A 24,411-nucleotide genomic window follows, 5' to 3' on the forward strand; every position below is an offset into this window, starting at 1 on the left:
TAGAAGGTTCTTATGACGACTCAAGCAAAGCAAAAACTCGCGGTGGCTGTGGCTGCTGCGCTGGCGGTCGGTGTGCTGGTGTATCTGGCGATGCCGGGCCTGTTCGGCAAGCGCACCCAGCAGAACACCAACGATGCATTCGTTTCTGCTGACTTCACCCTGGTGGTGCCGCGGGTGGCAGGGTTTATCAAAGAGGTGCTGGTGGAAGACAACCAGCAGGTCAAGGCCGGGCAGTTGCTGGCGCTGATCGATGACCGCGACCTGCGTGCCGCTGCCGAGGCCGCCGATGCGCAAACCCTTGTCGCCCGCGCTCAATTGCAGAACGCCAAGGCCACGCTGGAGCGCCAGACTTCGGTGATCGCTCAGGCGCAGGCGTCGGTGGTGTCGGCCAAGGCTGAGATGGCCTTCGCCCAGCAGGAATTGAACCGCTATAACCACCTCGCCGGCGTCGGTGCCGGCACCGTGCAGAACGCGCAACAGGCGCGCACCCGGATCGATCAGGCCTCTGCGCGGCTGGACACGGCCACGGCAAAACTGGCAGCGGAACGTAAGCAGGTCGAGATTCTGACGGCGCAACGCGATGCCGCCGAGGGCAGTTTGAAACACGCTCAGGCTGCGCTGGAAATCGCCAGTTTCGAGCTGTCCTACACACGTATCACCGCGCCTCAGGACGGCATGATTGGCGAGCGCGCCGTGCGAGTCGGCGCCTATGTGACGCCGGGCAGCAAACTGCTGGCGGTGGTGCCGCTGAAGCAGGCCTATGTGGTCGCCAACTTTCAGGAAACCCAGCTCACCGACGTGCAGCCGGGGCAGGATGTTGTCGTGCGGGTCGACAGTCTCGGCGGCGAGGCCCTCACCGGCCGCGTCGAAAGCATCGCCCCGGCTACCGGCGTGACCTTCGCGGCGGTCAAACCGGACAACGCTACCGGCAACTTCACCAAAGTCGTGCAGCGGATTCCGGTGAAGGTCCTGCTGGATCCGGGCCAGCCACTGGCCGAACGCTTGCGGGTCGGGATGTCGGTGGAGGCGAGCATTGATACCAAAAGCTCGGTGACGTCGGTGCGTGAGGTGACACAGCGATGAAGCACCTTCAGTCCATGACAGTGGTCCTGAGTCTGTCGGCGTTGGCGGCCTGTACCGTCGGCCCGGACTTCCAGAAACCCGAAGCCACCCAGATCGCCGAGTGGGCCAAACCGTCAAAAAGCGCCCCCAGCCAGGCTGTCAGCGAACCCTTGAACGAGCGCTGGTGGGAAGTCTTTCACGACGCGCAACTCTCGGCCCTGACCCAGCGCGCGCTGCGCAGCAACCTCGACCTGCAACTGGCCAGCAGCCGCCTGCAACAAAGCCGCGCCGCCCGTCAGGTGATCACCGCCGACCGTTATCCAGTGACCGCCGCCACCGGTAGCTACGCCCGCAAACGCAACAGCGGTGAAGGCCTGAACGACCCGTCCGGGCACAATGGCGATTCTGCCTTCAACCTGTGGGATGCCGGTTTCTCCGCCTCTTGGGAACTGGACTTCTGGGGCCGCGTGCGCCGGGAAACCGAAGCGGCCGATGCCAATCTCGAAGTCGCGGAAAACGACCGGCGCGGTGTGCTGTTGGCGGTACTCGCGGATACCGCGCAGAACTACATCCAGCTGCGCGGTGTGCAGAACACCCGCGCGGTCACCGAGCAGAACCTCGATGTGGCGCGGCACAGCCTGAAGCTTTCGCAACTGCGCCTCAACGATGGTGTGGCCACCGATCTCGACGTCGCCGAAGCGGCCGCGCAAGTGGCGGCCATCGAATCGCGGTTGCCGGCATTGGAGCAACGTCAGGCGCAACTGATCAACGCCATCAGCCTGTTGATGGGCGAACCGCCGCAGGCGCTGGCGAAAGAGTTATCCACAGATGCGCCGGTGCCACAGTCGCCGCTGACCGTCGCCATCGGCCTGCCGTCGCAACTGGCCGAGCGTCGCCCGGACATCCGCCAAGCTGAGGCCAGGTTGCATGCCGCCACCGCCAACATCGGCGTTGCCAAGGGCGATTTCTATCCGCGCATTACCCTGTCCGGCAATCTCGGCTCGCAAGCCATGCAGCTCAGTGATTTCGGCTCCTGGGGCTCACGCGCTTTCGGCATCGGCCCGCAATTCAGCCTGCCGCTGTTCGACGGCGGCCGCTTGCGCGGCGTGCTGCAACTGCGCGAAGCCCAACAGCAGGAAGCGGCGATCGGCTATCAACAGACCGTCCTGCGCGCCTGGCACGAAATCGACGACCAGTTGACCGCCTACAACGCCAGCCAGCGCCGCCGCGACAGCCTCGCCGAAGCCGTGCGCCAGAACCAGATCGCCCTGCGCACCGCGCAACAGCAATACGTCGAAGGCGTGGTCGACTTCGTCAACGTCCTCACCGTACAAGGCGCACTGCTCGCCACCCAGGAACAATGGGTGGAAAGCTCCACCGGCGTTTCACTGGCGATGGTCGGGTTGTACCGGGCGTTGGGCGGGGGATGGGAGTCGGTGTATCCGGTGGAGGAGATGGCGCAGCGCTGACGCTCGCGCGGAAAAAAAAAAAGCAGGTTGTGCAGCGTTTTGGCTGCTCAACCTGCAAAGTTTTCGATTTTGATTTGCCCGTCAGGAAAGGTAGCGATGATTTCAAGCTCGCCACCCATCGCGCGGATGTAATTGCGCAGCGTGCTGATATACATATCGGTGCGTCGCTCCATCTTCGAGATCGCCGCCTGATTGATGTGCAGGGTCTCGGCAAGTGTCGCCTGACTCAAAGCCTTGGCCTGTCGCAGTTCGTTTAGCGGCATTTCCTTGATGTGTTGTTCGTAGATCGAATCGGCATGTGCCCGGGCTTCGGGTGTCATACGCGCTTCGAATTCGGCAAATTTCTTAGCCATCTTTGTAACCCTCTTTGCGCAATGTATCGAGGTGCTCATCGTACAGTTGATCGGCGAGTGGGACATTGACTTCATACCAGCGATCCTGACCGGTTTTGTCTCCACCGATCAATAGCAGCGCACATCGTCTCGGATCAAATGCATAAAGTATGCGGTACGGTCGTCCGGCATGTTGAACCCTCAGTTCTCGCAGATGGCCATGTCGCGCACCATTGATCGCGCTGCTGTGTGGAAAGCGCAGGCCAGGTCCGAATTGCCCTAGCAATTTGACGCTCGCAGCCACCGAGCTCTGCTCGTTTTCAGTCAGATCTTCCCACCAGTTGCCGAACTCGTCGGTGTATTCGATATCCCAATTCATGGGGGGCGAATATGAGTGTTATGGAATATTCCTTCAAGGTTATATTTTCGATGAGTTGATCTTAGTCATTTCACAAAATTTCGCCAGCCCTTCGGATGAGTGATGGCCTTTCGCTTGACGCTAATCCCCGCTGTCGTAGACTCCGAGCATCCGTCAGGGAGTAACGGTTATGCGGCGTTTTCGTGGTTGGGTTGTCGGATTGACCTTTGTAACGTGTGCAGTTCAGGCTCAAACGCCCGCGCCAGACGATCCGCTGCTGGATAACGGCGGGGCGGCGAATGCGTCGGCCAGCAGTGAAGCGCGCGGGGTGTTGCGGGCGCGGGATCAGGCGACGCTGGCCAGTGAGTTGTCGGGGCGAATCGTCGAGTTGCCGTTCAGCGAGGGCGAGTCGTTCAAGAAGGGCGATACCCTGGCGCGTTTCGACTGTTCGGCCTATCAGGCCCAGTTGAATGCCGCGCAAGCCGCCAGCCGTGGCGCCGGTGAAGAGCTGGCGCACAACCGGCAACTGGCGGCGCTCAACTCCGTCGGGCGTTTTGAAGTGGCCCGGGCCGAGGCCAAGGTCAGCGAAACCCAGGCGCAATCCCAGGTTTATCAAGTCCAGGTCAAACGCTGCAGCGTGGTCGCGCCGTTCGACGGGCAAGTGGTCGAGCGCAAGGTGCAGCGTTATGAGAGCGTGCCGGCCGGTGCGCCGCTGCTCGATGTGGTTGACAACCGCACCCTGGAAATCCATCTGCTGGTGCCGTCGCGCTGGATGGCCAGGCTCAAGCCCGGTCAGTCGTTCAGCTTCGTGCCCGATGAAACCGGTCAGGCCATCGACGCCACGGTCAAACGCCTCGGTGCGCGGATCGATGAAGGCAGTCAGACCCTGTTGCTGGTCGCCACACTCCCCGAAGCCAAAGGCTTGCTCGCTGGCATGAGCGGCACCGCGCGTTTTCCGGAGCTTAAGTGAACGCCCCGGTGAGCGGCGCCGCCGAGCAGGTGTTCGCGCGGTTTCTCGATCTCGAACGGCAGACCCGCGCCGCTCATGACATTTCGCAACTGGCCTACAGCCTGGTCAATGACGGCCAGTCGCTGTTCGGTTTCCGCCATGCGGCACTGTTGATCGCCGGCAAGGTGCAGGCGGTGACCGGCGTCAGCGCAGTGGAGCCGAATGCGCCGTTCGTGGCGTTCGTCGAGCAGGCCGTGGCGCAGTTGTTCAAGCAGGATGTGCTGAAACAGGCGCGGGTGATCACGCCGGAAATGGTCGGCGAATCGATTCAGGCCGACTGGTGCAGTCTGTCGGCCATGCAAGTGTTCTGGCTGCCGTTGATCGACCGTCAGGGTCAGGTGTTCGGCGGTTTGTGGCTGGCCCGTGATCTGCCGTGGAACCCTTCCGAACAAGTGCTGCTGTCGCAATTGGGTGACACCTACAGCCATGCCTGGCTGGCGTTGCAACCGCGCAAGCCATGGCGGCTGCGCTGGACCCGCAAACGCCAGGTGGCGCTGGTCGCCGTGTTGTTGCTCGGGCTGTTGATCCCGGTGCGCCAGTCGGTGCTGGCGCCGGCCGAAGTGGTGCCTCAGGGCGGGCGCGTTGTCGCCGCTCCGCTGGACGGTGTGATCGCCGAGTTTCTGGTCAAACCCAACCAGAGCGTGAAAACCGGTGACCTGTTGCTGCGTTTTGAAAGCACGACGCTGAAGGCTCAGGCCGATGTCGCCGAGCGTGCGCTCGGGGTCGCCGAAGCGGAACTCAAAGCCAATTCCCAGCGCTCGTTCGTCGATGCCGAATCCAGCTCTCGGGTCGACCTGCTGGCCGCCCGCGCCGAACAGAAGCGCGCCGAACGCGACTACGCCCGCGAACTGCTCAACCGCAGCGAAGTGCGCGCCGAGCGTGACGGTATTGCGGTGTTCGCCGATGCCGAGCGCTGGACCGGCAAACCGGTGCAGACCGGCGAGCGGCTGATGGAAATCGCCGACCCGAGCCAGGCCGAGCTGCGTATCGAGCTGGCGGTGGGCGACGCGATCTCGCTGGAGCCGGGCGCCGAAGTCGCGCTGTTTCTCGACAGCGACCCGTTGCAACGCCATCTCGCCACCCTCGAACGTTCGGCCTACGAGGCGCAGCCCACCGCCGGCGGCCAATTGGCCTATCGGCTGGACGCCAATTTCGCCGACGCCCCGCCGCGTATCGGCCTGCGCGGCACCGCAAAAATTTTCGGCGACCGTGCGCCGTTGGCCTTGTACCTGCTGCGGCGTCCGCTCGCCGGGCTGCGCCAGAGCGTAGGCCTGTAAATGACCCTACCGAGCCTGCGTGCCGACCTGCAATTGTCGCCCGCGGCGCCGGCATTGGACGGTTCGCCGCGCTGGACGTTGGCCGACCCGGTGCGTGGGCGCTACTTCAAACTCGGTGCGGCAGCCATGCGCCTGTTGCGCCACTGGTCGCTGGGCGATCCCGAACAAGTGCTGCGCGCCGCCAACCGTGAACCTGGTTTGCCGCTGGACGGCAGCGAGCTGGCGCAACTGCTGGAGTTCCTGCGCGGACATGACCTGATCAGCGCACTCGACGAGCAACAACGCGCCAGTTATCAGCTCAAGGCCCTCGCGCAGCGCCAGAGCCTGTGGACAATCCTGCTGCATCAATACCTGTTCTTTCGCATTCCATTGTGGCGCCCGGACGCTTTTCTCAACCGTGCCTGGCCGTGGCTGGAGCGCTTCGGTCCGAGGGTCCTGCGCTACGGTCTTCCCGCGACGCTGGCGCTCGGGGTGTTTCTGGTGTCGCGGGACTGGCAGCGGTTTGTCGGCACCTTTCCGCACCTGTTCAGCCTCGGCGGCGCGATCGCGTTTGGCATCTCGCTGTTCTTCGCCAAGCTCTGTCACGAGTTCGGTCATGCGTTCATGGCCAAGCGCGCCGGGTGTCGGGTGCAAAGCATGGGCGTGGCGTTCATGGTCTTGCTGCCGATGTTCTACACCGATGTCAGCGATGCCTGGCGGGTCAATGATCGACGCGCGCGATTGCTGATCGGTGCCGGTGGGGTGCTGGCGGAATTGCTGCTGGCGAGCATCGCGCTGCTGGTCTGGTCGTTCCTGCCGGACGGGCCCGGTCGCACAGCGGCGTTCATGCTCGCCAGCGCGACGTGGATCACCACGCTGGTGGTCAATCTCAACCCCTTCATGCGCTTCGATGGCTACTTTCTGCTCAGCGACTTATGGGAAGTCGACAATTTGCAGGGCCGGGCTTTTGCCCTGTGTCGCTGGCGGTTGCGGGAATTTCTGTTCGGCTATGGCGCGCCCGCGCCGGAGCCTTGGTCGCCGACGATGCAGCGGCGTTTGCTGATCTGGGGGTATGGCTCGTGGTTATGGCGTGCGGCGTTGTTTTTCGGGATCGCGCTGGCGGTCTATCACCTGTTCTTCAAGGTGTTGGGGATCTTCCTGATGCTGGTGGAGCTGGTGTGGTTCATCTTTCTTCCGATCATGAGTGAGTGGCGCCAGTGGTGGAGCCGCCGCGAACAGGCTCACGGCCCTCGGGTGTTGCTCAGCAGCCTGGCGGTACTCGGCCTGTTGCTGGTGCTGATCGTGCCGTGGCGCAGTTCGGTCGAATTGCCGACGATGCTCGAGGGCGGTCGCGCCAGTGCCTTGCACGCACCGACGGCGGCGCGGGTCAAAGCCGTGAAGGTCGAGGATGGTCAGACCGTGGCTCAGGGCGACGTGCTGATCGAACTGGAATCGCCGGACCTCGATTCGCGGCAGGCCATCGTCCGCCGGGAAATCCGCATCCAGCAATTGCTGATGCGTCGGCAGGCCGGTCGCAGTGAAACCGCCGCCGACGCCGGCATCGTCGAGCAGCGTCTCGCCGAAGCGGTGGCGGAATATCGCGGCCTGACCGCCCAACGTGAACGCCTGCTGTTACGCGCACCTCACGCCGGCACCGTGCGTGACCTGCTGCCGAACCTGACGCCGGGCCGCTGGCTGTCGAGCAAGGATGCGCTGGCGCGGGTGGTGGAGGACGGCACGCGACTGCGCGGTTACCTGGCCGAAGCCGAGCTGTGGCGAGTCAGGCCCGGCGCCACCGGACGATTTATCGCCGACGACCCTATGCATGCCGCTATCGCGGTGCAACTCAATGAAATCGACACCAACGGTGTGGCCTATGTCGATCAGGAGGCGCTGACTTCCGATCACCACGGGCCGATTGCCGTGCGCCGCGATCAGCAGCAACGGGCGGAGCCGGTGCAGGCGCAATATGGCGTGCGTTTGGCTACGCTGGATCAGGCACCGACCCCGGTGCAGCCGCTGCGCGGCGTGGTGGTGTTGCAGGGCAGCGGCGAATCGGTGCTCGGTGTGGCCTGGCGCCGGATGGCGGCGCTGGGGGTCAGGGAAAGCGGTTTCTAGGGAGCATGAAGATGACGGAAAACCTGGCGGCGGACGGATTGGTGGTACGGCCTTCGCGGACGACTGACGGGCCGTTTCTGCAAAGCCTGTATCAATCGGCGCGGCCGGATCTGCAATGGATCGACGGCGAACAGGAGCAGGTGCAGCAAATCGTTGCCCAGCAGTTTCAGGTGCAGGAGCAGGGCATGGGGGAAAACCATCCGAATGCCATGCACTACATCGTGGAAAAACTCGGCACGGCCATCGGCGCCCTCAGCACCGATTTCGGCGTCAACGAAATCCGCGTGTTGTACCTCGCCTTCATTCCCCAGGCCCGGGGCAAAGGTTACGGGCGAACCGTGCTGCAAGGTGTGCAAAAAGCCGCGCAGCAAGTGCGTTGCCCGGTGGCGACGGTGGTCTGGGCCAACAACCCCCATGCGCGCCAGCATTACCTGGCGCTGGGATTCGCGGTGGAAGAGCGCAATCCGGCAGCGGAGCGGCTGGTGTGGTATCCGCAGGGTTGAGTCAGATGACCGAGTCGATATCGAAGGTGTGCGGCGCGCCGATCCTGTGGCCGTAAAGCGTTGCCAGCAGCGGGTCATCCTCGGCGGCGTCCGGTGCCATGGCCAGTTGTTCCGCTGCGAGGTTTTCCGGATGTAGCTGCCAGCGCGGCAGGCTCTCGGCCAGGCGTTCCGGTTGTTCGGCCAGCGATCCATAGACATCCGTGGCGGTCATGCGCCGGTGCCGGAGAAGGGCCAGCCGTTCACGGGTCGTGCGGATTTTCTCGATTTCACGATTGAGCGCTTCGACGACGTTTTTCCGGGTGCGGACATAGCTGTCCGGCCGTCCCGGCAGGTTGTTGCGCTGGCTGCGCAACTGATCGGTGATGCGTTGCAGGGCGGATTCAACCAGCGCGAACTCCCGCTCGGTGACCAGTGAACGACTGGATTCCTGTGCCTCCTGCCAACGCCGCAACACCGCCCAGCACGCCGGGATGTACGCGCCGGTCATCGAATGATGCCCGGCGTCGAAAATCTGCTTGAGCAACGTTGGCCGATCCGGCAACCCGTGCCGCTGCCGGATCGCCACGTCACAGGCTGCGTGTTGATTGATGGTGTCGCAACCTGGCTCCCACAGAATCGACGACACCTGCTGACGGCCGAACTCCACCGGCATGGCGTGTCGCAGGCTGCCATGATGGTCGTAGGCTTCACCCGTCCAGTTGGTGATGCCCGCGACGAACACCGACAGGCCGAGCGGCACAATCACGAATGTCAGCGCCGCCCCGGCGCCGTATAGGTCGGCCTTGGTGTTCATCCAGCTGCCGGGCACGCTGGGCACCGGGTCGTTGTGGTTAACCATGCGGTGATGCACGAGATCGGCTGCGCCCCTGACGAAATCCGCGTCGCCGGCGCGGGGGGCGCCGTAGGTGTAGAGCTGGATGTTGTAGTTGAACCCGGCTCTTCGGCGCAGCATTTCCGAGAGCAGTAATGTGATCGCACCTCCGAGGCTGTGGCCGCAGATCAGGAGTGTTTGGCCGGTGTAAAAGCGATCGAGGTAACTGACCGCGAAGGCAGCAGCTTTTTTAGCCGCCTCATAGAAGCCACGATGCACTTGACCCTCACCTTCAGAGAATGGCACCTGCAGAGCATCAGCATCGCGTAATCCGTCGGCGACGATCTCGGCGGTGCCGCGCACCGCAATCAGAATGAGTTCGTCGTTGTGGGTAATGAATGCTTGGGTATCGGTGCTGTTTTTATTACCGATATCGTCAAGGAAATGAACGCTGGCCGGGTGTTCCAGATCGCCTGTAGGCGTCGGTCTGTTCATGGGATACAGGTTGGGATCGAACGGTATGATTTCGAGTCGTCTGGAGTAGGGAATATCCTCGTAAAGCGGGTAGTAAGCTTTGGTTTGAGCGCTGTCGACTTTCCACAGTTCTTCACATTTTGCCAAGGAATCACCAAACCAATTGCCTATGCTTGGTTGCAGAGGAAACCCTACTGTTTTTGTTTCTGCGGAGGGGATTTTGGGTTTCTGGCCGAAAGGGCTGTAACTCAAGGTCGCCATTAGTGCGAGCTGGTACAGATTGAGTGCGCAGAACTCCGGGGCTGTGGACAACATTGGACGCAACGATCGGAGCGGGCGCACTTCCAGAACGGTGTGACGCTGCGGCATCAGAGCGGCGCCGAGCTTGCCGTGTTCACGCATGATGGCTGCGCATCCGGAATCCATGGGGTAGTCGCGATATACCTCCGGTGGCAGGTGTGAAACGTGTCTGACCAGATGACGGACCTCAACTTGAAAGTAGTCCCCTCCGTTAGCAACTTCGGGTCGTTCACGCGTGCGAGTGGTATTCGGGTTCAGGTAGCGGGTTGCTTCTGCACGAACCTGAATCTCGGTTATTTTCAGTGGGTAATGTGGTCTGACTTGCAGATATGAATAGAACTTTTCATTACCTTCATACGCTTGATCAAACAGCAGCGATACAGGCCCCGCAAAGTGATTATCCACCCTGCCTCTGCCCTCCGCGTCTAGGCGGCCTGTGTATTTGTAGCCTTCAGAGTCGGTGGCGACATAGGCTAGTCCCGCATAGGGTTTACCCGAGCAGAACTCATCGATGAGCTGGAAACTGGTCCAGTTTCCACCGACAGGACAATTCAACAGACGGCTGCTCAATGGCGATTGCAGATCCTTTTCCAGTGATGTCATGGCGAAACCTCCTTATTCCGTGCATCCGGGATATACAGTGCATTGCTTCCCATCTGGCATTTGAAAGCTGCTGAAGTCTTTGTAGTTGCCGTAACAAAAGGCGTACTGATCCTCAGCGTTGTCGCCCATACAGCGTTTCCATCCATTTGGTACTTTGACCCATGTGTCGCCGATGGCAGGCCTTTCTTCCTTGGCCAACCTGACTTTCAATTCCATGGTCTTGCCCGGTAGTTGTTCAATGGTGAAGGCAGAAAATGTTTTGCCCTGCTCTCGGGTTCCTTGGGCACTGGATGAGGAGCAATCAAGAATCTTGACGATACGGCGGTTGGTCCCCACTGTGCGGAACCACCATTCGCACTGGCTGTAAATGAAGCTTTCACCGGCTTCGTTGAAGGTGTTTTTGTACTGTTCTTCCAGCACATCACGAATGATCACCATGCCTTGATCACCGCTGATGTCTCCCCAGTCCTTGCCATACGCAGAGTTGATTTCCAGGGAGATTTTTCTGATTACCAACGGACACCCCTTAACAATCTTGCGAATCGTGATCTCGGCATCCGGTTTGTAGTCCGTGCGCCACTTGCTGTTGAACACCGGGGCAAGGTTGTCGCGTCTGTCGAGGGTGCAGGTCTGGCCTTTTTCGGGTACGTAATGAACCACTGCGACGTAGGCAAATCCTGGTGGTAGATCGGCTGTGAATTTGAAGGTATTCGGCTGTTTGCCTTGGCAGCCCCCTAGTGCCGCGAAAGCGCCGATCAGGACGATGCTCTTGAGCTGAATCTTCATGAAGGCATCTCCCCGCTCCAGCTCTTCGAAAGCAGGTAAACCCGATCGAAGTGTTCGTCCGGTGTTTCGTCCGGTCGGGGTTGCCAGTGAGGCGCGAGGGCCGGGGTGTGCAGGCTCTGAATCAGCAGAAACTCCAGCCGCTCCGGCGCCAGCCAGCCCCAGGCTTCGGCCTGTGCCAGTCGCTCGCGTAGCCAGATGTGCGGATCCTGCGCACACGCCAGTCCGGCGTAGGCCTGCACATGCTCGGCCAGCAGAAAGCGGTGAGCGTTGGCCAGCCGGATCTCCATGGCGGGCTGTTCGGGCATCGGCAGGTGCAGCCATGGCGGTGAGTCCGGCAGCGAATAGGTGCCGGGTGCTGGGTTGTCGGTGCTTTGCCAATGGGAGCCCTGCCAGTAACACACGCTGATCGCCGGCCCGAGATACGCCGGTAGCGCCTCGATCGGCATATGCTCCAGCGCCCGGCCCAGCACCCGGTTGTCGTGGAAGCGGTACAGCGCCTGATGCGGGCGGGTGCCGGCGAGCAGTCGTTCCTGCCAGTGCCTGACCCAAGTCTTCAACTCGCCTTTGCCTAGGCTGGCGAGCCAGCCCCAATGACTGTCGGGTCTGTCGAACAGGGCATCGAGGCGACGGTCGTCGGGCTGGTCGAAAGTGAACAGGAACGGGCCGGTGTCCGCCAGTTCGGCGACCACGGTTTCACCGTAGACGCTGGCGTACTGCTCGTAACGGCTGCTTTTCAGCCAGCGCTGGCGCATGTCGCGTTCGTTCTGCGAGTCGAGTACCAGGCACAGGAGGCGATCCGCCCGGTGTTGCTCGATCAGCCAGTGCAGCACAAAGGATTGGCTCATGCGGCGGCTCCATCGATCATGCACGATCCTTCTCGACAGGCTTCGCAGATAGGGCAGAAATCTGCACCCAGCGTTTTGCTGTCGACCATCAAGGCGATTTGCGAGGGCGCTACCAGTGGCGGCAGAGGCGTCGGTGGCGCCAGGTCTTCAACGCTGTCGGGCAGCAGAATCGGCGCGCGTAAAAAGGCCGTCGGAGTACCGCCGATCAGCAGGTCGCTGCTACCAAAGAGACCACCGTGATCAAGCACAAAATGCTCGCCACCGACTTTTAGACTGATGCTTTTTCCGGCCTCCAGTACCAGATGCTCGCCAGCGCTCAAACACACCGGCCCGGCCGCTTCGACCGTCAGTGACTGACCGATCCGTGTGTGGCTGTTCTGGCTGACATGCAGGTAGTCGCTGGCCTTGAGATGGGTCTTGCGATCACCGGTAATGGCGCGCTGCTCTTCTGCGTGGAGCACGCTGACGCTGTTGCCCTTGATGGTTTCCCGGCGCTGGTTGCCGATGTCCAGGTGACTGTCGTGCTCGATCTTCTGCTGCAGATCGCGCTGGGCGCGCAGATAGATCAACTCCTGACCGGCGCGATCCTCGATCATCAGCTCATTGAAACCGCTGCTGTCTGGTGAGCTGCGGGAGCGAAACACACTGCGGGTCTTGTGCACCGGCAGCTCATAGGGCACCGGGTTGGCGCTGTTGGCCAGGCAACCACTGATCACCGGTTTGTCGGGATCACCGTCGAGAAACGTCACCAGCACTTCCATGCCCACCCGCGGAATGATCACGCTGCCATGGGCATTTCCGGCCCAGTTCGTGGTGGTCCGCAACCAGCAACTGCTCTTGTCGTTGTGTTGGCCTTCGCGGTCCCAGAAAAACTGCACCTTGACTCGGCCATAGGCGTCGCAATGGATTTCTTCGCCTTCCGGGCCGGTGACCACGGCGGTCTGGGTACAGCCGATGGAGGGTTTGCCGTAGTGCAACGGCGGGCGATAGATCGCATCCCACGTTGTGGCTTCGAAATGGTTGCGGTAGCCCTGGACGAAGTCGCTTTCATCCTTCAGGACGATATCGCTGCCGCTTTCTTCGAGCACTTGAGGCTGTTTGCCCTCGTGTTTGATTTCGGTCAGCAGCCAGAGGTCGTTCAAGGCCGGATCGGGGTGCCCGGACAACGACAGAAAATGCCCCGACACCAGCGCCGGTTCGTTACTGTCGCCCGAGCCCACGCGTTCATCGCTGCGATGGCGTTCCAGGATCCGTCGAGCGAGCAGTTTGCCGTGCTCTCGCTCGAGGATTCGTCCCGGATGGGCGTAGTCCTCCAGATCAGGTTGGCGGTTTTCGTTCGGTATTCGTGCGTCTGATTCCAGCGCGATGCGCGCCCTCTCGAAATCGTAGGCGCGCCGACTGGCGCGACTAGTACGGGTATTGAGCCCGCAATCGAAACGGTGGATCACCGGCCTGTCGGCCACCATCGCGTTGCGCAGTTTGAACAGGGTCGGCCGGGCCAGTCTGGGGAAGACGGTCTGGTCGTCGCCAAACACCAGCAGGTGCCTGTCGAGGCTGTGGCGGAAGTGGTAATGCAGACCGTCTTCCTGGCACAGACGCTGGATGAAGTGCAGGTCGGACTCGTTGTACTGCACGCAATATTCACGATCCGGCAGGGCCTGGCCGATCTGGAACCGGTAGCCATCCGCGTGTATGCCATGTTCCTGAAGGATCTGCCCGATGATTTGCGCAACGCTGCGGTGCTGAAAAATCCGCTGATTAAAGCGATGACCCAGATTCGCCAGCCATGGCGCGAGGGTCAGGTGGTATTGCGTCAGCCGGTGCCCGATATCGTCCCTTCCGATGTGCCGAATCTGTCCATGAACGCCATGGCCGTGGTCATCGAAGGCCAGAAAGGCCTGCCGGTGCATGAGGCCGGGCAGTTCGATGTCCGGTCTCGGGCTGACCAGTTTGACGTCGAAAGAGTAAGGCTGGCTGATGGATTCGGTGCCGGTGAAGGACAGCACCTGCAGATCGTGTTTAAAGGCGTCGGTGATGAGGCGCAAACGAGCATTGGCATTGAACATCCGTTGTTCCTTGTCCTGTGACAGATTCGGAACAACGCTAACAAGATGACCCACGAATTTATGTCGGACGTTTCCCAATAAATTCGGTTTAAAGGCCCGGATTACAAAGGCTGTAGCCGTGGCCTACAGAATCGCCCTACAAGGTTTTGCAGGGTGGCGAATCAGTTGAAGGAAATGCAGAAATAACCCAATTGCGGATCCCGCCCCATCGCCGGCACCCGTGACACGAAAATGTCCTCGACCCGGCCGAGTTCCGGCAGCTCCAGCGCGCATAAACCGTCGACGAACCCGGTCGGCACCAGGCTGTTGAATTCGAGGCAGAAGGGCATGCGCTCGCTGTAGCGGGTTTTTGCCGCGGGGACCTCATCAAGGTGCTCGATCCGAATCGGCAATGCCGTGCCATCGGGCAGGTACAGCGTGCGTTGTTGTCCGAGCAACGGCTGGACGTGTTGAATCTGAACCGCTTGCAGCATGGTCTGACTCCAGTGAAAAAAGAACGGCCGGGGGCCGTGAAGCCCCCGGCGTTGGCTCAGTTGCGCGACGGGAACAGGCCGTTCAGGGCAACGCTGAAGTTGAGAACCAGGGCCGGGTTCAGGATCGGCAGTGGCTGGCTGCCGCCGGTGGAGGAAATGTCACCGGTGACGGTGGTGGTCACGCCTTTGAGCGGCACCGGTGTGGCGCCCTGGGCGTCGGAGTAAATGTTCGCGGAACCAGGGCCGCCGCCGGACGCGCCGATGTACGAATTGGTGGCGGTGGGCACGGTTGCCGGATTGCTGGCGGGTACTGCCAGCGACAAGGCCGTATTGGCGGTGAGACCGGTCATTGCGTGGGTGTGGTTGGGCATGTTGGCGATGGTGGCGGTGACGTTTTCGGTGCCGTACACCTGACCAATGACGCGTGGCGTCAGGCCCAGCCCGTTGCCTTGTGCGACGGGCACGCGACCTTGCAGGTTGGGCAGTTGAAAGTTGGTCGTGCCATTGCCGCCGTAGTAAGTGCCCAGCAAAGCGAACAACGCCTGGTATTGTGAGATGCCCAGAGTTTGCCCGTTGCACAAGGCCCAGCCACTCGGGGCGAAGTTGAAGGCGAACGGTTGAATCGTACCCATAAAGACTTCCATGGTTCCTCATCCTTCTGTTATGTGGTCGGCGCGCCGCGCGGTCGCCCTGGTTGTCGGGCCGGTCGAAACGTTGTGCTGACTCCTTCCTTTTGCGCGGGCAGGTCTCGCCAAGCCGTAGCGTAGACCCGGATCGACGGACTTGCCGGACGTCGTCGTGGCCGCGCGTCGACTTCGGCGCTGGCCTACAGTGTTCGCAGTAAAGGACGCAGTTTTTTGCCCGAAAATGCTGAGGGGAGGTTGATGGAGTTCCTTCGCGAAACGCCGCTGGGGGATACCCAGGACCCGTTCGCCGCACCGAATGCCGGTGTCCGGCGCCTGTTGCGCTGGGCGCGCGAACACTGGTTGATACCGATCCTGCTGCTGGCTACCGTGGTACGTTTTTATGACCTGACGGCCGCCGCGATCTGGGGTGATGAAGGTTCGAGCCTGCTGCTGGCGCGCTATCCGCTGGACGGGATCTGGACGCACGCCGCGTTCGATGTGCATCCGCCGCTGTACTTCATGCTGCTGCACGGCTGGATCGGCGTGTTCGGCGACGGCATTCTGGCCGTTCGCAGTTTCAGTGCGCTGGCCGGCATCGCCACGGTCGGGCTGGGCGTGAGCCTGGTCGACCGGCTGGCCACCCGCCGCGCCGCAATCATCGCCGGGGTGTTGCTGGCGCTGCTGCCGACGGCGGTGCGCTACAGCCAGGAAGTGCGCATGTACGCGTTGCTTGGTTTGCTGCTGATCGGCGCGACGCTGGTGCTGGTCAAGTGGATCAGGCGCCCGCAGCGTCATCGCTATCTGCTGATCTACGCGCTGCTGATGACCGCTGCGTTGTACACCCACTATTTTGCCGTGCTGGCGGCGTTGAGCCACTGGCTGTATCTGGGGCTGATCCGGCTGTTGCCGGGTTATCGCCTGCGGCATCTCCAGCGCAAGGACTGGTGGCTGGCCAATCTGGCCATCGTCGTGCTCTACCTGCCGTGGTTGCCGAACCTGATTGACCTGCTGCAACACATGGACGCGCTCAAGGCCGGCGGCGATGTGGGCTGGGAAGATCCGGTGACCCTGTCTTCGCTGCCGTCGATGATCTGGCTGTGGCTGATCCAGGATGAGGGCGAGCAGTTGCCGTTGCTGCTGTTCGGGGGTGTGCCGTTGGCCTTGCTGGTGCTGGCGGCTGTCGCCGTCGCCCGGGATCGCAGCGTGAACCATGGCAGCGTCCTGCTGGCGCTCTACACCGGCGTGCCGTTGTTGCTGGTGTTCGCCGTGTCCTTTATCACGCCGGTGTTCATCGAGCGTTACCTGACCGCCTACGCGCTGGGGCTGCCGATGCTGGCGGCGCTGGGCATCGACCGCCTCTACACCCGAGTGCGCGTGCTGGCGGTGGCGGTGCTGCTGGCGCTGGTCGGAGTCGAGATGGTCGGGTTAAACACTAACACCACGGTCGACCGCAACGACCAGTTCAACATTATGGTCGATTACGTCAACCGACACTTCGCCAGCGGCGACCGGATCGTCACCAGCGACATGCTCTGGTACCTCAGTTACGTCTATTACAACCGCACTGACGCTCAAGTCCGGCTGTTTACGCCGCCCACCACCGGAGGTCGTTCGACTCGGCCGAACCACTACGGCTTCGGCACGCTGGTATCCGACGAGATTTATCTGGATCGGCTGAGCGAACTGCCGCCAGGCAGTGCCAGGGTCTGGTTGATTGGTGATCTGGACGCGGAGGTGCCGGACCCATTCCTGCCCTTGCCTGCGACTTGGCAGTTGCAGGATCAGGTGCAGGCAGGCGGGGCGAAAGCGCGACTTTTTTCGTTGCAGACGACCGAAGGATCAGGGCGAAAGTGACTTAAACGGTTCACCACTTTATTCGCGATAACGGTGGGTTTTTTAAGTCTGTTTTGCTCTTTATTGATATCAAAACACTACTAGTCGAAAGGGTATTGTTGGATTACGCTCGACAGACAAAAGGACTTACAAATACGGTGAAGGGATTGCAGCAGTTCCACTTTATCTCCGGCTTGCCGCGCTCAGGTTCGACCCTCCTTTCTGCGATCCTTTTGCAGAACCCGCGCTTTCATGCCGGCATGACCAGTCCGGTCGGCGCGCTGTTCTCCGGTGTCCTTGAACAATGCAGCGCCGGCAGCGAATTCGGCGCGGTGATCGACACCGACATGCGCCGTCGCCTGCTGCGCGGCCTGTTCGATTCCTACTACGCCGACAAGGCCGACAAACCGGTGGTGTTCGACACCAACCGCCAGTGGAGCTCGCGCCTGCCGGCGATCAATGATCTGTTTCCCAAAGCCAAGGTCATCGCCTGTGTGCGCAACGTCGCCTGGGTGATGGACAGTCTCGAGCGGCTGTACCGCGCCAATCCTTTCGAAAACACCAAGCTGTTCGGCGATGCGGTCGAGCGCAACACCGTTTACAGCCGCTGCGAAACCCTGGCCCAACGCAACCGTCTGGTGGGTTTTGCCTGGGCAGCGCTCAAGGAAGCTTATTACGGCGAGCACGCCGAGTCGCTTCTGATCGTCGATTACGACCTGCTGACCCAGGCCCCGGAGCGGGTGCTGCGGCTGGTCTACGACTTCATCGGCGAACCCTGGTTCGAGCACGATTTCGAGCACCTGGCCTATGACGCGCCGGAGTTCGACCAGGCCCTGGGCGTTGCCGGTCTGCACAAGGTCAAACCCAAGGTCGCCCTGGAGTCCCGGCGCACGATCCTGCCGCCGGACCTGTTCAAGCAATACGCCGATTTGTCCTTCTGGCTCGATGGCTCAGCCAGCGCTGCCAATGTCATTCGTATGAAGTCCGACGCCGCGATCAGCTGATCGCGGCGTTTTTCATTGATGCGTCAACAACTGTGTTCGAGTCCGGGTGAGCAACATGTGGTGGAGCAAGCAGAAGTCGCGGGTTACCGAAGGCCAACGGACGCTGGCGGCGCCCATGATCATGTCGCTGGAACCGCGCATGCTGTTCGACGGCGCCGTCGCGGCCACCGTGGCCGACACCGCCGCGGCCCAGCCCGACAGCCACCCCACTGCCGATGCGGCCAAGGCGCCGACCGCCGATCATCCGGTGGCGAGCAAAGACACCCACGGCCAGGCCGATGCCACGCCCGCCGCCAGCCCGGTCGCGGTGCCGGGGCAGAGCGTGGTGTTCGTCGATGCCCGGGTCAAGGATGCCGACAGCCTGCTCAAGGGCGTGGCCCCCGGCACACAAGTGGTCAAGCTCGATGCCGGCAAGGACGGTTTGCAGCAGATCGCCGATTACCTCGACCAGCATCAGGGTGTGAGTTCGGTGCAGATCATCGCCCACGGCAACGCCGGTGACCTGTGGTTGGGCAACAGTTACCTGTCGGCCGACAACGTTGCCCAGCGCAGCGCGATCCTGGCGGAAATCGGCAAGGACATGAACGTCGGCGGCGACATCCTGATCTACGGCTGCTACACCGCCGAGGGCGATCGTGGCCTGAGCTTCGTCGACTCGCTGGCGCAATTGACCGGCCGCGACGTGGCCGCCTCGAACAACCGCACCGGGGTAGGCGGCGACTGGGATCTGGAGATCGCCACCGGCAACATCGAGAGCGCCAACGTACTGTCGACCCAGGCGATGAGCGAATACCAGTGGGGCCTGGCCACCTGGACCGCCACCAACAACGCCAACACCGGGGTCGGCTCGCTGCGCGCAGCGCTGGCGTCGGCGCAGAACGGCGACATCGTAACCTTCAGCAGCGGCATGACGGTGCAGCTCACCTCGGAATTGCTGATCAACAAGAACATCACGGTCGATGGTGACCTGAACAACGACGGTGTCGCCGACGTTACGCTCGATGGCCAATACCGGACCCGAGTGGTGGAAATCACCTCCGGCAGTACGGTGACCCTGGATGGTCTGGTCATCACCCGGGGCCTGGTTTCGGGCAACGGCGGTAATGGCGGCTACGGCGCAACCGGCGCCATGGGCGGGGGGATTTTCAACGCCGGTATCCTCACGCTGAACAACGTCTCGGTTACCAGCAACGCGGCGGCCGGTGGCGGTGGCGGTGGCGGTGTTACCAGTACCTACTCCGGCGGTGCTGGTGGTGGGGGTGGTGGTCTCGGTGGCCAGGGCGGCGGTCACGGCGGTTCTACCGGATCGGGGATTGGTACTTATGGTGGTCAGGCCGGCAGTGGCGGGGTCGGCGGTTATGGCGGCGGCTTTGACGCAACGAACATGGGCGGGCGTGGTGGCGCCAGCACTGGCGGTGCTGGTGGGCTGGGTACTTCCAACTACAGCAACGGCGGCAATGGCGGCACGGCCAGCAATGGCACGATTTCCATCGGCGGCGGCGGCGGCGGGGCGGGCTGGGACAAGGTCGGCGGCGCGGGCGGTAATGCCGCTGGCGGCATTTACAATGCCTCGACCGGCACCCTGAAAATCGTCGGCACTTCGGTGATCAGCAACAACCTCGGCGCCGGTGGCGGCGGCGGTGGTGGTGGCGGTTTTGGCAGCAACGCTTCCAACGGTGGCATCGCCGGGCGCGGCGTCGGCGCCATCTGGAACCAGGGCGGCACGGTGCTGATCACCGCCGCCAACTTCGCCACCATCAGCGGCAACGCCGCCGGCAGCGGTGCCGGTGGTGTGGCATTGGGCGGCGGCACGAACGGTACGTCACCGACCGCCGTCGCGGCGATTTTCAACAATGGCGGCACGCTCAACACTGCCTACGTGGAACCGCCGACCGCGACCATCGTGATGTCGGACACGGCCCTGAAAATCGGCGAAACCTCGCTGGTGACCATCACCTTCAGCCGGGCAGTCACCGGGTTTACCAACGCCGACCTGACCATCGCCAACGGCACGCTGACATCGGTCAGCAGCAGCGACGGCGGCCTGACCTGGACCGCGACTTTCACGCCGACCAACAACATTACCGACAGCACCAACCTGATCACCCTCGACAACACCGGGGTGACCGCAATCAGCGACGGCGTGGCGGGTGTCGGCACGACCAGCTCGGTCAATTACGCGATCGACACTGCACGGCCGACCGTGACTATCGTGATGTCCGACACGGCGTTGAAGATCGGTGATACCTCGCTGGTGACCTTTACCTTCAGCGAGGCGGTGACCGGCTTCACCAACGCCGACCTGACCATCGCCAACGGCACGCTGAGCGCAGTGAGCAGCAGCGACGGCGGCATCACCTGGACCGGAACGTTCACCCCGACGGCCAGCATCACTGACACCACCAACCTGATCTCCCTGGACAAGACCGGTATCGCTGACCTGGCCGGCAACGCCGGCAGCGGCACGACTGATTCGGCCAATTACGTCATCGATACCGTGCGGCCGACGGCGACCATTGTGGTGGCCGACGCCAATCTGGCAGTGGGTGAAACGTCGTTGGTGACCATCACCTTCAGCGAAGCGGTCAGCGGCTTCACCACCGCCGACATGACAGTGGCCAACGGCACCCTGACCGGCCTGAGCAGCAGCGACGGCGGCATTACCTGGACCGCCACGCTCACGCCGACCAGCAGCATCACTGACACCACCAACCTGGTCACCCTGGACAACACCGGAGTCGTCGATCTGGCTGGCAACGCCGGCAGCGGCACCACCAACTCCAACAATTACGCCATCGATACCGTACGCCCAACCGCGACCATCGTGGTGGCCGACAACGCCCTGAAAGTTGGCGAAACCTCGCTGGTGACCATCACCTTCAGCGAAGCGATCACCGGTTTCACCAACGCCGACCTGACCATTGCCAACGGCACCTTGACGGCGGTCAGCAGCAGCGACGGCGGCATTACCTGGACCGCGACGTTCACGCCGACCGCCAGCATCACCGACGCGACCAACCTGATCACGCTGAACAATACCAGCATCGCTGATCTGAACGGCAACGCCGGCAGCGGCACCACCGACTCCAACAACTACGCCATCGATACCGTGCGCCCGACCGCAACCATCGTGGTGGCCGACAACAACCTGCGGATCGGTGAAACCTCGCTGGTGACCATCACCTTCAGCGAAGCGGTGAGCGGTTTCACCAACGCCGACCTGACCATTGCCAGCGGCACGTTGAGCGCAGTCAGCAGCAGCGACGGCGGTATCACCTGGACCGCGACGTTCACCCCGAGCGCCAGCGTCACCGATACCACCAACCTGATTACCCTGGACAACACCGGCATCGTCGACCTGTCGGGTAACGCCGGCAGCGGCACCACCGATTCCAACAACTATGCGATCGATACGGTGCGGCCAACCGCGACCATCGTGGTCGCCGACAGCAACCTCACGGCCGGCGAAACCTCGCTGGTGACCATCACCTTCAGCGAAGCAGTGAGCGGTTTCACCAACGCCGACCTGATCATCGCCAACGGCACGCTGACGGCGGTCAGCAGCAGCGACGGCGGCATTACCTGGACGGCAACGTTCACGCCGAACGTGGGCGTCAACGACGCGACCAACCTGATCGTGCTGGCCAACACCGGCATCGCCGACCTTTCGGGCAACGCCGGCAGCGGCACGACCAACTCCAACAACTACACCATCGACACCGTGGTGCCGACCGCGACCATCATCGTGTCCGACCCCAGTCTGAAGATCGGCGAAACCTCGCTGGTGACCATCACCTTCAGCGAAGCGGTCACTGGTTTCACCAACGCCGACCTGACCATCGCCAACGGCACGCTCAGCGCGGTCAGCAGCAGCGACGGCGGCATTACCTGGACGGCGACCTTCACGCCGACCACCAACATCACCGACGCCACCAACCTGATCACGCTGGACAACTCCGGCATCCAGAACCTGTCGGGCAATGCCGGTAGCGGCACCACCGATTCGAACAATTATTCAATCGACACGGTGCGTCCGACCGCCACCATCGTGGTCGCCGACACTGCACTCGGCGTCGGCCAGACCAGTCTGGTGACCATCACCTTTAGCGAAGCGGTAACCGGTTTCACCAACGCCGACTTGACCATCGCCAACGGTACGCTGAGCGCAGTGAGCAGCAGCGATGGCGGAATTACCTGGACAGCCACCTTCACCCCGGCGGCAGGGATCACAGACACCACCAACGTCATCACCCTGGACAACACCGGCATCTCCGATCTGGCGGGCAACGCCGGCACCGGCACCACCGATTCCAACAATTACGCGGTCGACAGTCAGCGTCCGACGGCGACTATTGTCATGACCGACAGCGACCTGCGGCCCGGCGAAACGGCGCTGGTGACCATTACCTTCAGCGAGGCGGTCACCGGTTTCGACAATTCCGACCTGAGTGTCGCCAACGGCACCCTGAGCAACGTTTCGTCGAGCGACGGTGGCATTACCTGGACGGCCACCTTCACGCCGAACATCGGCGTCACCGACCTCACCAACCTGATCGTCCTGAACAACACCGGCATCACCGACCTGGCGGGCAACACCGGCACCGGCATCACCAGCTCGGCTAACTACCAGGTGCAGACCCAGGTGCCGACCGCCACCATCGTGGTGGCCGACACTTCGCTGAAGGCCGGGGAAACTTCGCTGGTGACCATCACCTTCAACGAGGCGGTGAGCGGTTTCGACAACAGCGACCTGACCATCGCCAACGGCACGTTGAGCAACGTCAGCAGCAGCGACGGCGGCATCACCTGGACCGCGACCTTCACGCCGACCAACAACATCACCGACAGCAGCAACCTGATCACCCTGAACAACGCCGGGGTGGCCAACCTGTCGGGCAACAGTGGCGTCGGCACCACCGATTCGAATAACTTCGCCATCGACACCGCGCTGCCGACCGCCACCATCGTGGTCGCCGACAACCGCCTGGGCATCGGTGAAACCACCACCGTGACCATTACTTTCAGCGAAGCGGTGAGCGGGTTCGACCTGTCGGACATCAGCGTCGCCAACGGTTCGCTGTCGAACCTGACCAGCAGCGACGGCGGCGTGACCTGGACGGCGACCTTCACGCCGACAGCCAACGTCAACGACCCGACCAACCTGATCCTGATCGACACCGCCGGTGTCCAGGATCTGGCCGGCAACCTCGGCGCGAGCATCGCGATTTCCAACAATTACACCCTCGATGCGACCCGGCCGACGGTGAACATCGTGGTTGCCAACCCGCACCTGGGCATCGGCCAGAGCACTACGGTGACCTTCACGTTCAGCGAGGCGGTGAGCAATTTCGACCTGTCCGACCTGAGCGTGACCAACGGCGACCTGAGCAATCTGACCAGCAGTGACGGCGGCAAGACCTGGACCGCGACCTTCACGCCGACTGCGAATGTCACCGACCCGAGCAACTTCATCGCGCTGGACACCAGCAACGTCACCGACCTTGCGGGCAATGCCGGCAGCACGGTGGCGGTGTCGAACAACTACGCCCTCGACAGCGAACGGCCGACCGCCACGGTGGTGATCGCCAATCCGAACCTGGGCGTCGGCCAGACCTCGCAGGTGATCATCACCTTCAATGAAGCGGTGAGCGGTTTCGACCTGTCGGACCTCAGCGTGGCCAACGGCACCTTGTCCAACCTGAGCAGCAGCGACGGCGGCAAGACCTGGACCGCGACCCTGACGCCGAACGCCAACGTCAACAGCGCCAGCAATGAGATCAGCATCAACACGGCCGGGGTGAGCGACCTGTCGGGCAACAGTGGCAGCGGCGTCAGCAGTTCCGGCAATTACGTGATCAACACGGTGCCGGTGGTGGTGCCTGTGCCTCCGACGCCTCCTACACCTCCGGTGACACCGACTTCTCCGCTGATCGTAGTGACGCCGGATCCGGAATTCCGCAGCAGCGATCCGGTCGCACCGCTACCACCGCCGAATGTTCCGCTGCAACCGATCGTCTTCACCGCGCCCACCGGCGACCTCGGTTCGCCGCTGACTTTCGCGCCGTTATTCGAGCAGAGGGTGATCGGCAACGGCATCCGTCCGCTGGGGGATATTTTCATCAACCGCGGTGCTTTGAGCCCGAGCTTCATTGCCCAGGTCTTCACCAGCAGCGACAACGCAGGTGACGGCTCGGGTCATGGCTTCCTCGGTTTCGGCGGCGGCGATGGCGGGGTGTTCGGCAGCAGCACGCTGTCGAGCCTGTTCAATCAGGACAGCAGCGCCGAGCGCGATTCGCTGAACGCCTTCGACCGTCATTCGATCAAGGGCGGCGATATTTCCCAGGGCCTGCGCGGTGTGTTCGGCGCGCCGACCCTGGGCCAGCAACTGCAACAGATCAAGGACAGCGAGCAGCACCGGGTCGACAACCTGGCGGCAGCACTGCAACAGGTCGGCATCAGCGAAATGCGGGCCTGACAACACAC

At 62.3% G+C, this 24,411-nt stretch carries 17 protein-coding genes; 9 read left to right on the top strand and 8 right to left on the bottom strand.

The features are described 5' to 3' along the window. Nucleotides 1-12: 12 nt before the first annotated feature. Together N8H71_RS26545 and N8H71_RS26550 are read left to right on the top strand one after the other, a co-directional pair. Entirely contained in the window at nucleotides 13-1,083 is a 1,071-nt protein-coding gene (locus N8H71_RS26545) for an HlyD family secretion protein (RefSeq protein WP_262196260.1), read from the top strand. Next, the gene (locus N8H71_RS26550) at nucleotides 1,080-2,531 is read left to right on the top strand and encodes an efflux transporter outer membrane subunit (RefSeq protein WP_262196261.1); all 1,452 of its coding nucleotides are present in this window, start codon (nucleotides 1,080-1,082) and stop codon (nucleotides 2,529-2,531) included. The genes N8H71_RS26545 and N8H71_RS26550 overlap by 4 nt, the downstream gene beginning before the upstream one ends. A gap of 47 nt (nucleotides 2,532-2,578) precedes the next feature. Here the strand turns inward: N8H71_RS26550 and N8H71_RS26555 are convergent, their stop codons facing one another. Together N8H71_RS26555 and N8H71_RS26560 are read right to left on the bottom strand one after the other, a co-directional pair. Continuing rightward, nucleotides 2,579-2,884: a helix-turn-helix domain-containing protein gene (locus tag N8H71_RS26555; protein WP_262196263.1), complete on the bottom strand. Its 306-nt coding sequence runs from the start codon at nucleotides 2,882-2,884 to the stop codon at nucleotides 2,579-2,581. Then, nucleotides 2,877-3,242 (bottom strand): type II toxin-antitoxin system RelE/ParE family toxin, encoded by a 366-nt coding sequence (locus N8H71_RS26560; protein WP_064382657.1) that lies wholly within the window; start codon nucleotides 3,240-3,242, stop codon nucleotides 2,877-2,879. Before N8H71_RS26560 ends, N8H71_RS26555 begins: the two co-directional genes overlap by 8 nt. A 169-nt stretch (nucleotides 3,243-3,411) precedes the next feature. Here N8H71_RS26560 and N8H71_RS26565 point away from each other — a divergent pair, with 169 nt between their 5' ends. Genes N8H71_RS26565 through N8H71_RS26580 form a run of 4 tightly spaced genes read left to right on the top strand, consistent with a single transcriptional unit; the run spans nucleotide 3,412 to nucleotide 8,107 of the window. After that, nucleotides 3,412-4,191: an efflux RND transporter periplasmic adaptor subunit gene (locus N8H71_RS26565; protein ID WP_085608539.1), complete on the top strand. Its 780-nt coding sequence runs from the start codon at nucleotides 3,412-3,414 to the stop codon at nucleotides 4,189-4,191. Continuing rightward, nucleotides 4,188-5,507, top strand: coding sequence for an efflux RND transporter periplasmic adaptor subunit (locus N8H71_RS26570; protein WP_262196265.1), 1,320 nt, complete (start codon nucleotides 4,188-4,190; stop codon nucleotides 5,505-5,507). Before N8H71_RS26565 ends, N8H71_RS26570 begins: the two co-directional genes overlap by 4 nt. Beyond that, nucleotides 5,508-7,604 (top strand): biotin/lipoyl-binding protein, encoded by a 2,097-nt coding sequence (locus N8H71_RS26575; protein ID WP_262196266.1) that lies wholly within the window; start codon nucleotides 5,508-5,510, stop codon nucleotides 7,602-7,604. 11 nt (nucleotides 7,605-7,615) lie between these two features. After that, nucleotides 7,616-8,107 carry a GNAT family N-acetyltransferase gene (locus N8H71_RS26580; RefSeq protein ID WP_431768324.1) on the top strand — a complete coding sequence of 164 codons (492 nt, stop codon included), beginning with the start codon at nucleotides 7,616-7,618 and terminating at the stop codon, nucleotides 8,105-8,107. 1 nt (nucleotide 8,108) lies between these two features. On the opposite strand, the gene N8H71_RS26585 is transcribed toward N8H71_RS26580, so the two are convergent. From N8H71_RS26585 to N8H71_RS26610, 6 genes are all read right to left on the bottom strand, one after another. After that, nucleotides 8,109-10,295 (bottom strand): lipase family protein, encoded by a 2,187-nt coding sequence (locus tag N8H71_RS26585; RefSeq protein ID WP_262196268.1) that lies wholly within the window; start codon nucleotides 10,293-10,295, stop codon nucleotides 8,109-8,111. 12 nt (nucleotides 10,296-10,307) lie between these two features. Further along, the gene (locus N8H71_RS26590) at nucleotides 10,308-11,081 is read right to left on the bottom strand and encodes a hypothetical protein (protein WP_262196270.1); all 774 of its coding nucleotides are present in this window, start codon (nucleotides 11,079-11,081) and stop codon (nucleotides 10,308-10,310) included. Next, complete coding sequence (locus N8H71_RS26595) at nucleotides 11,078-11,926, bottom strand: DUF4123 domain-containing protein (RefSeq protein ID WP_262196271.1); 849 nt, start codon at nucleotides 11,924-11,926, stop codon at nucleotides 11,078-11,080. Before N8H71_RS26595 ends, N8H71_RS26590 begins: the two co-directional genes overlap by 4 nt. Beyond that, nucleotides 11,923-13,992, bottom strand: coding sequence for a type VI secretion system tip protein VgrG (locus N8H71_RS26600; protein ID WP_262196272.1), 2,070 nt, complete (start codon nucleotides 13,990-13,992; stop codon nucleotides 11,923-11,925). Before N8H71_RS26600 ends, N8H71_RS26595 begins: the two co-directional genes overlap by 4 nt. A gap of 161 nt (nucleotides 13,993-14,153) precedes the next feature. After that, nucleotides 14,154-14,465 (bottom strand): DUF6916 family protein, encoded by a 312-nt coding sequence (locus N8H71_RS26605; protein WP_262196274.1) that lies wholly within the window; start codon nucleotides 14,463-14,465, stop codon nucleotides 14,154-14,156. Between the two features lie 56 nt (nucleotides 14,466-14,521). After that, entirely contained in the window at nucleotides 14,522-15,109 is a 588-nt protein-coding gene (locus N8H71_RS26610; RefSeq protein ID WP_262196275.1) for a phage tail protein, read from the bottom strand. A gap of 240 nt (nucleotides 15,110-15,349) precedes the next feature. Here N8H71_RS26610 and N8H71_RS26615 point away from each other — a divergent pair, with 240 nt between their 5' ends. The 3 genes from N8H71_RS26615 to N8H71_RS26625 all read left to right on the top strand — a co-directional run bounded on the left by N8H71_RS26615 (nucleotide 15,350) and on the right by N8H71_RS26625 (nucleotide 24,403). Beyond that, the gene (locus N8H71_RS26615) at nucleotides 15,350-16,945 is read left to right on the top strand and encodes a glycosyltransferase family 39 protein (protein ID WP_262196277.1); all 1,596 of its coding nucleotides are present in this window, start codon (nucleotides 15,350-15,352) and stop codon (nucleotides 16,943-16,945) included. Nucleotides 16,946-17,082: 137 nt separating this feature from the next. Further along, entirely contained in the window at nucleotides 17,083-17,928 is an 846-nt protein-coding gene (locus tag N8H71_RS26620; protein WP_262196278.1) for a sulfotransferase family protein, read from the top strand. Between the two features lie 55 nt (nucleotides 17,929-17,983). Continuing rightward, on the top strand, nucleotides 17,984-24,403 hold the full coding sequence (locus N8H71_RS26625) for an Ig-like domain-containing protein (protein WP_262196279.1): 6,420 nt from the start codon (nucleotides 17,984-17,986) through the stop codon (nucleotides 24,401-24,403). Nucleotides 24,404-24,411: the final 8 nt, after the last annotated feature.

Origin of the sequence: Pseudomonas koreensis, from assembly GCF_025447595.1 — a bacterium.
GTDB lineage: Bacteria > Pseudomonadota > Gammaproteobacteria > Pseudomonadales > Pseudomonadaceae > Aquipseudomonas > Aquipseudomonas koreensis_H.

Excerpts from the sequence above, each read along its gene's own strand:
- N8H71_RS26615 (WP_262196277.1), top strand. The coding sequence starts at position 15,350 with ATGGAGTTCCTTCGCGAAACGCCGCTGGGGGATACCCAGGACCCGTTC.
- N8H71_RS26585 (WP_262196268.1), bottom strand. The coding sequence starts at position 10,295 with ATGACATCACTGGAAAAGGATCTGCAATCGCCATTGAGCAGCCGTCTG.
- N8H71_RS26610 (WP_262196275.1), bottom strand. The coding sequence starts at position 15,109 with ATGGAAGTCTTTATGGGTACGATTCAACCGTTCGCCTTCAACTTCGCC.
- N8H71_RS26595 (WP_262196271.1), bottom strand. The coding sequence starts at position 11,926 with ATGAGCCAATCCTTTGTGCTGCACTGGCTGATCGAGCAACACCGGGCG.
- N8H71_RS26625 (WP_262196279.1), top strand. The coding sequence starts at position 17,984 with ATGTGGTGGAGCAAGCAGAAGTCGCGGGTTACCGAAGGCCAACGGACG.
- N8H71_RS26590 (WP_262196270.1), bottom strand. The coding sequence starts at position 11,081 with ATGAAGATTCAGCTCAAGAGCATCGTCCTGATCGGCGCTTTCGCGGCA.
- N8H71_RS26555 (WP_262196263.1), bottom strand. The coding sequence starts at position 2,884 with ATGGCTAAGAAATTTGCCGAATTCGAAGCGCGTATGACACCCGAAGCC.
- N8H71_RS26600 (WP_262196272.1), bottom strand. The coding sequence starts at position 13,992 with ATGTTCAATGCCAATGCTCGTTTGCGCCTCATCACCGACGCCTTTAAA.
- N8H71_RS26565 (WP_085608539.1), top strand. The coding sequence starts at position 3,412 with ATGCGGCGTTTTCGTGGTTGGGTTGTCGGATTGACCTTTGTAACGTGT.
- N8H71_RS26580 (WP_431768324.1), top strand. The coding sequence starts at position 7,616 with ATGACGGAAAACCTGGCGGCGGACGGATTGGTGGTACGGCCTTCGCGG.
- N8H71_RS26575 (WP_262196266.1), top strand. The coding sequence starts at position 5,508 with ATGACCCTACCGAGCCTGCGTGCCGACCTGCAATTGTCGCCCGCGGCG.
- N8H71_RS26560 (WP_064382657.1), bottom strand. The coding sequence starts at position 3,242 with ATGAATTGGGATATCGAATACACCGACGAGTTCGGCAACTGGTGGGAA.
- N8H71_RS26605 (WP_262196274.1), bottom strand. The coding sequence starts at position 14,465 with ATGCTGCAAGCGGTTCAGATTCAACACGTCCAGCCGTTGCTCGGACAA.
- N8H71_RS26550 (WP_262196261.1), top strand. The coding sequence starts at position 1,080 with ATGAAGCACCTTCAGTCCATGACAGTGGTCCTGAGTCTGTCGGCGTTG.
- N8H71_RS26545 (WP_262196260.1), top strand. The coding sequence starts at position 13 with ATGACGACTCAAGCAAAGCAAAAACTCGCGGTGGCTGTGGCTGCTGCG.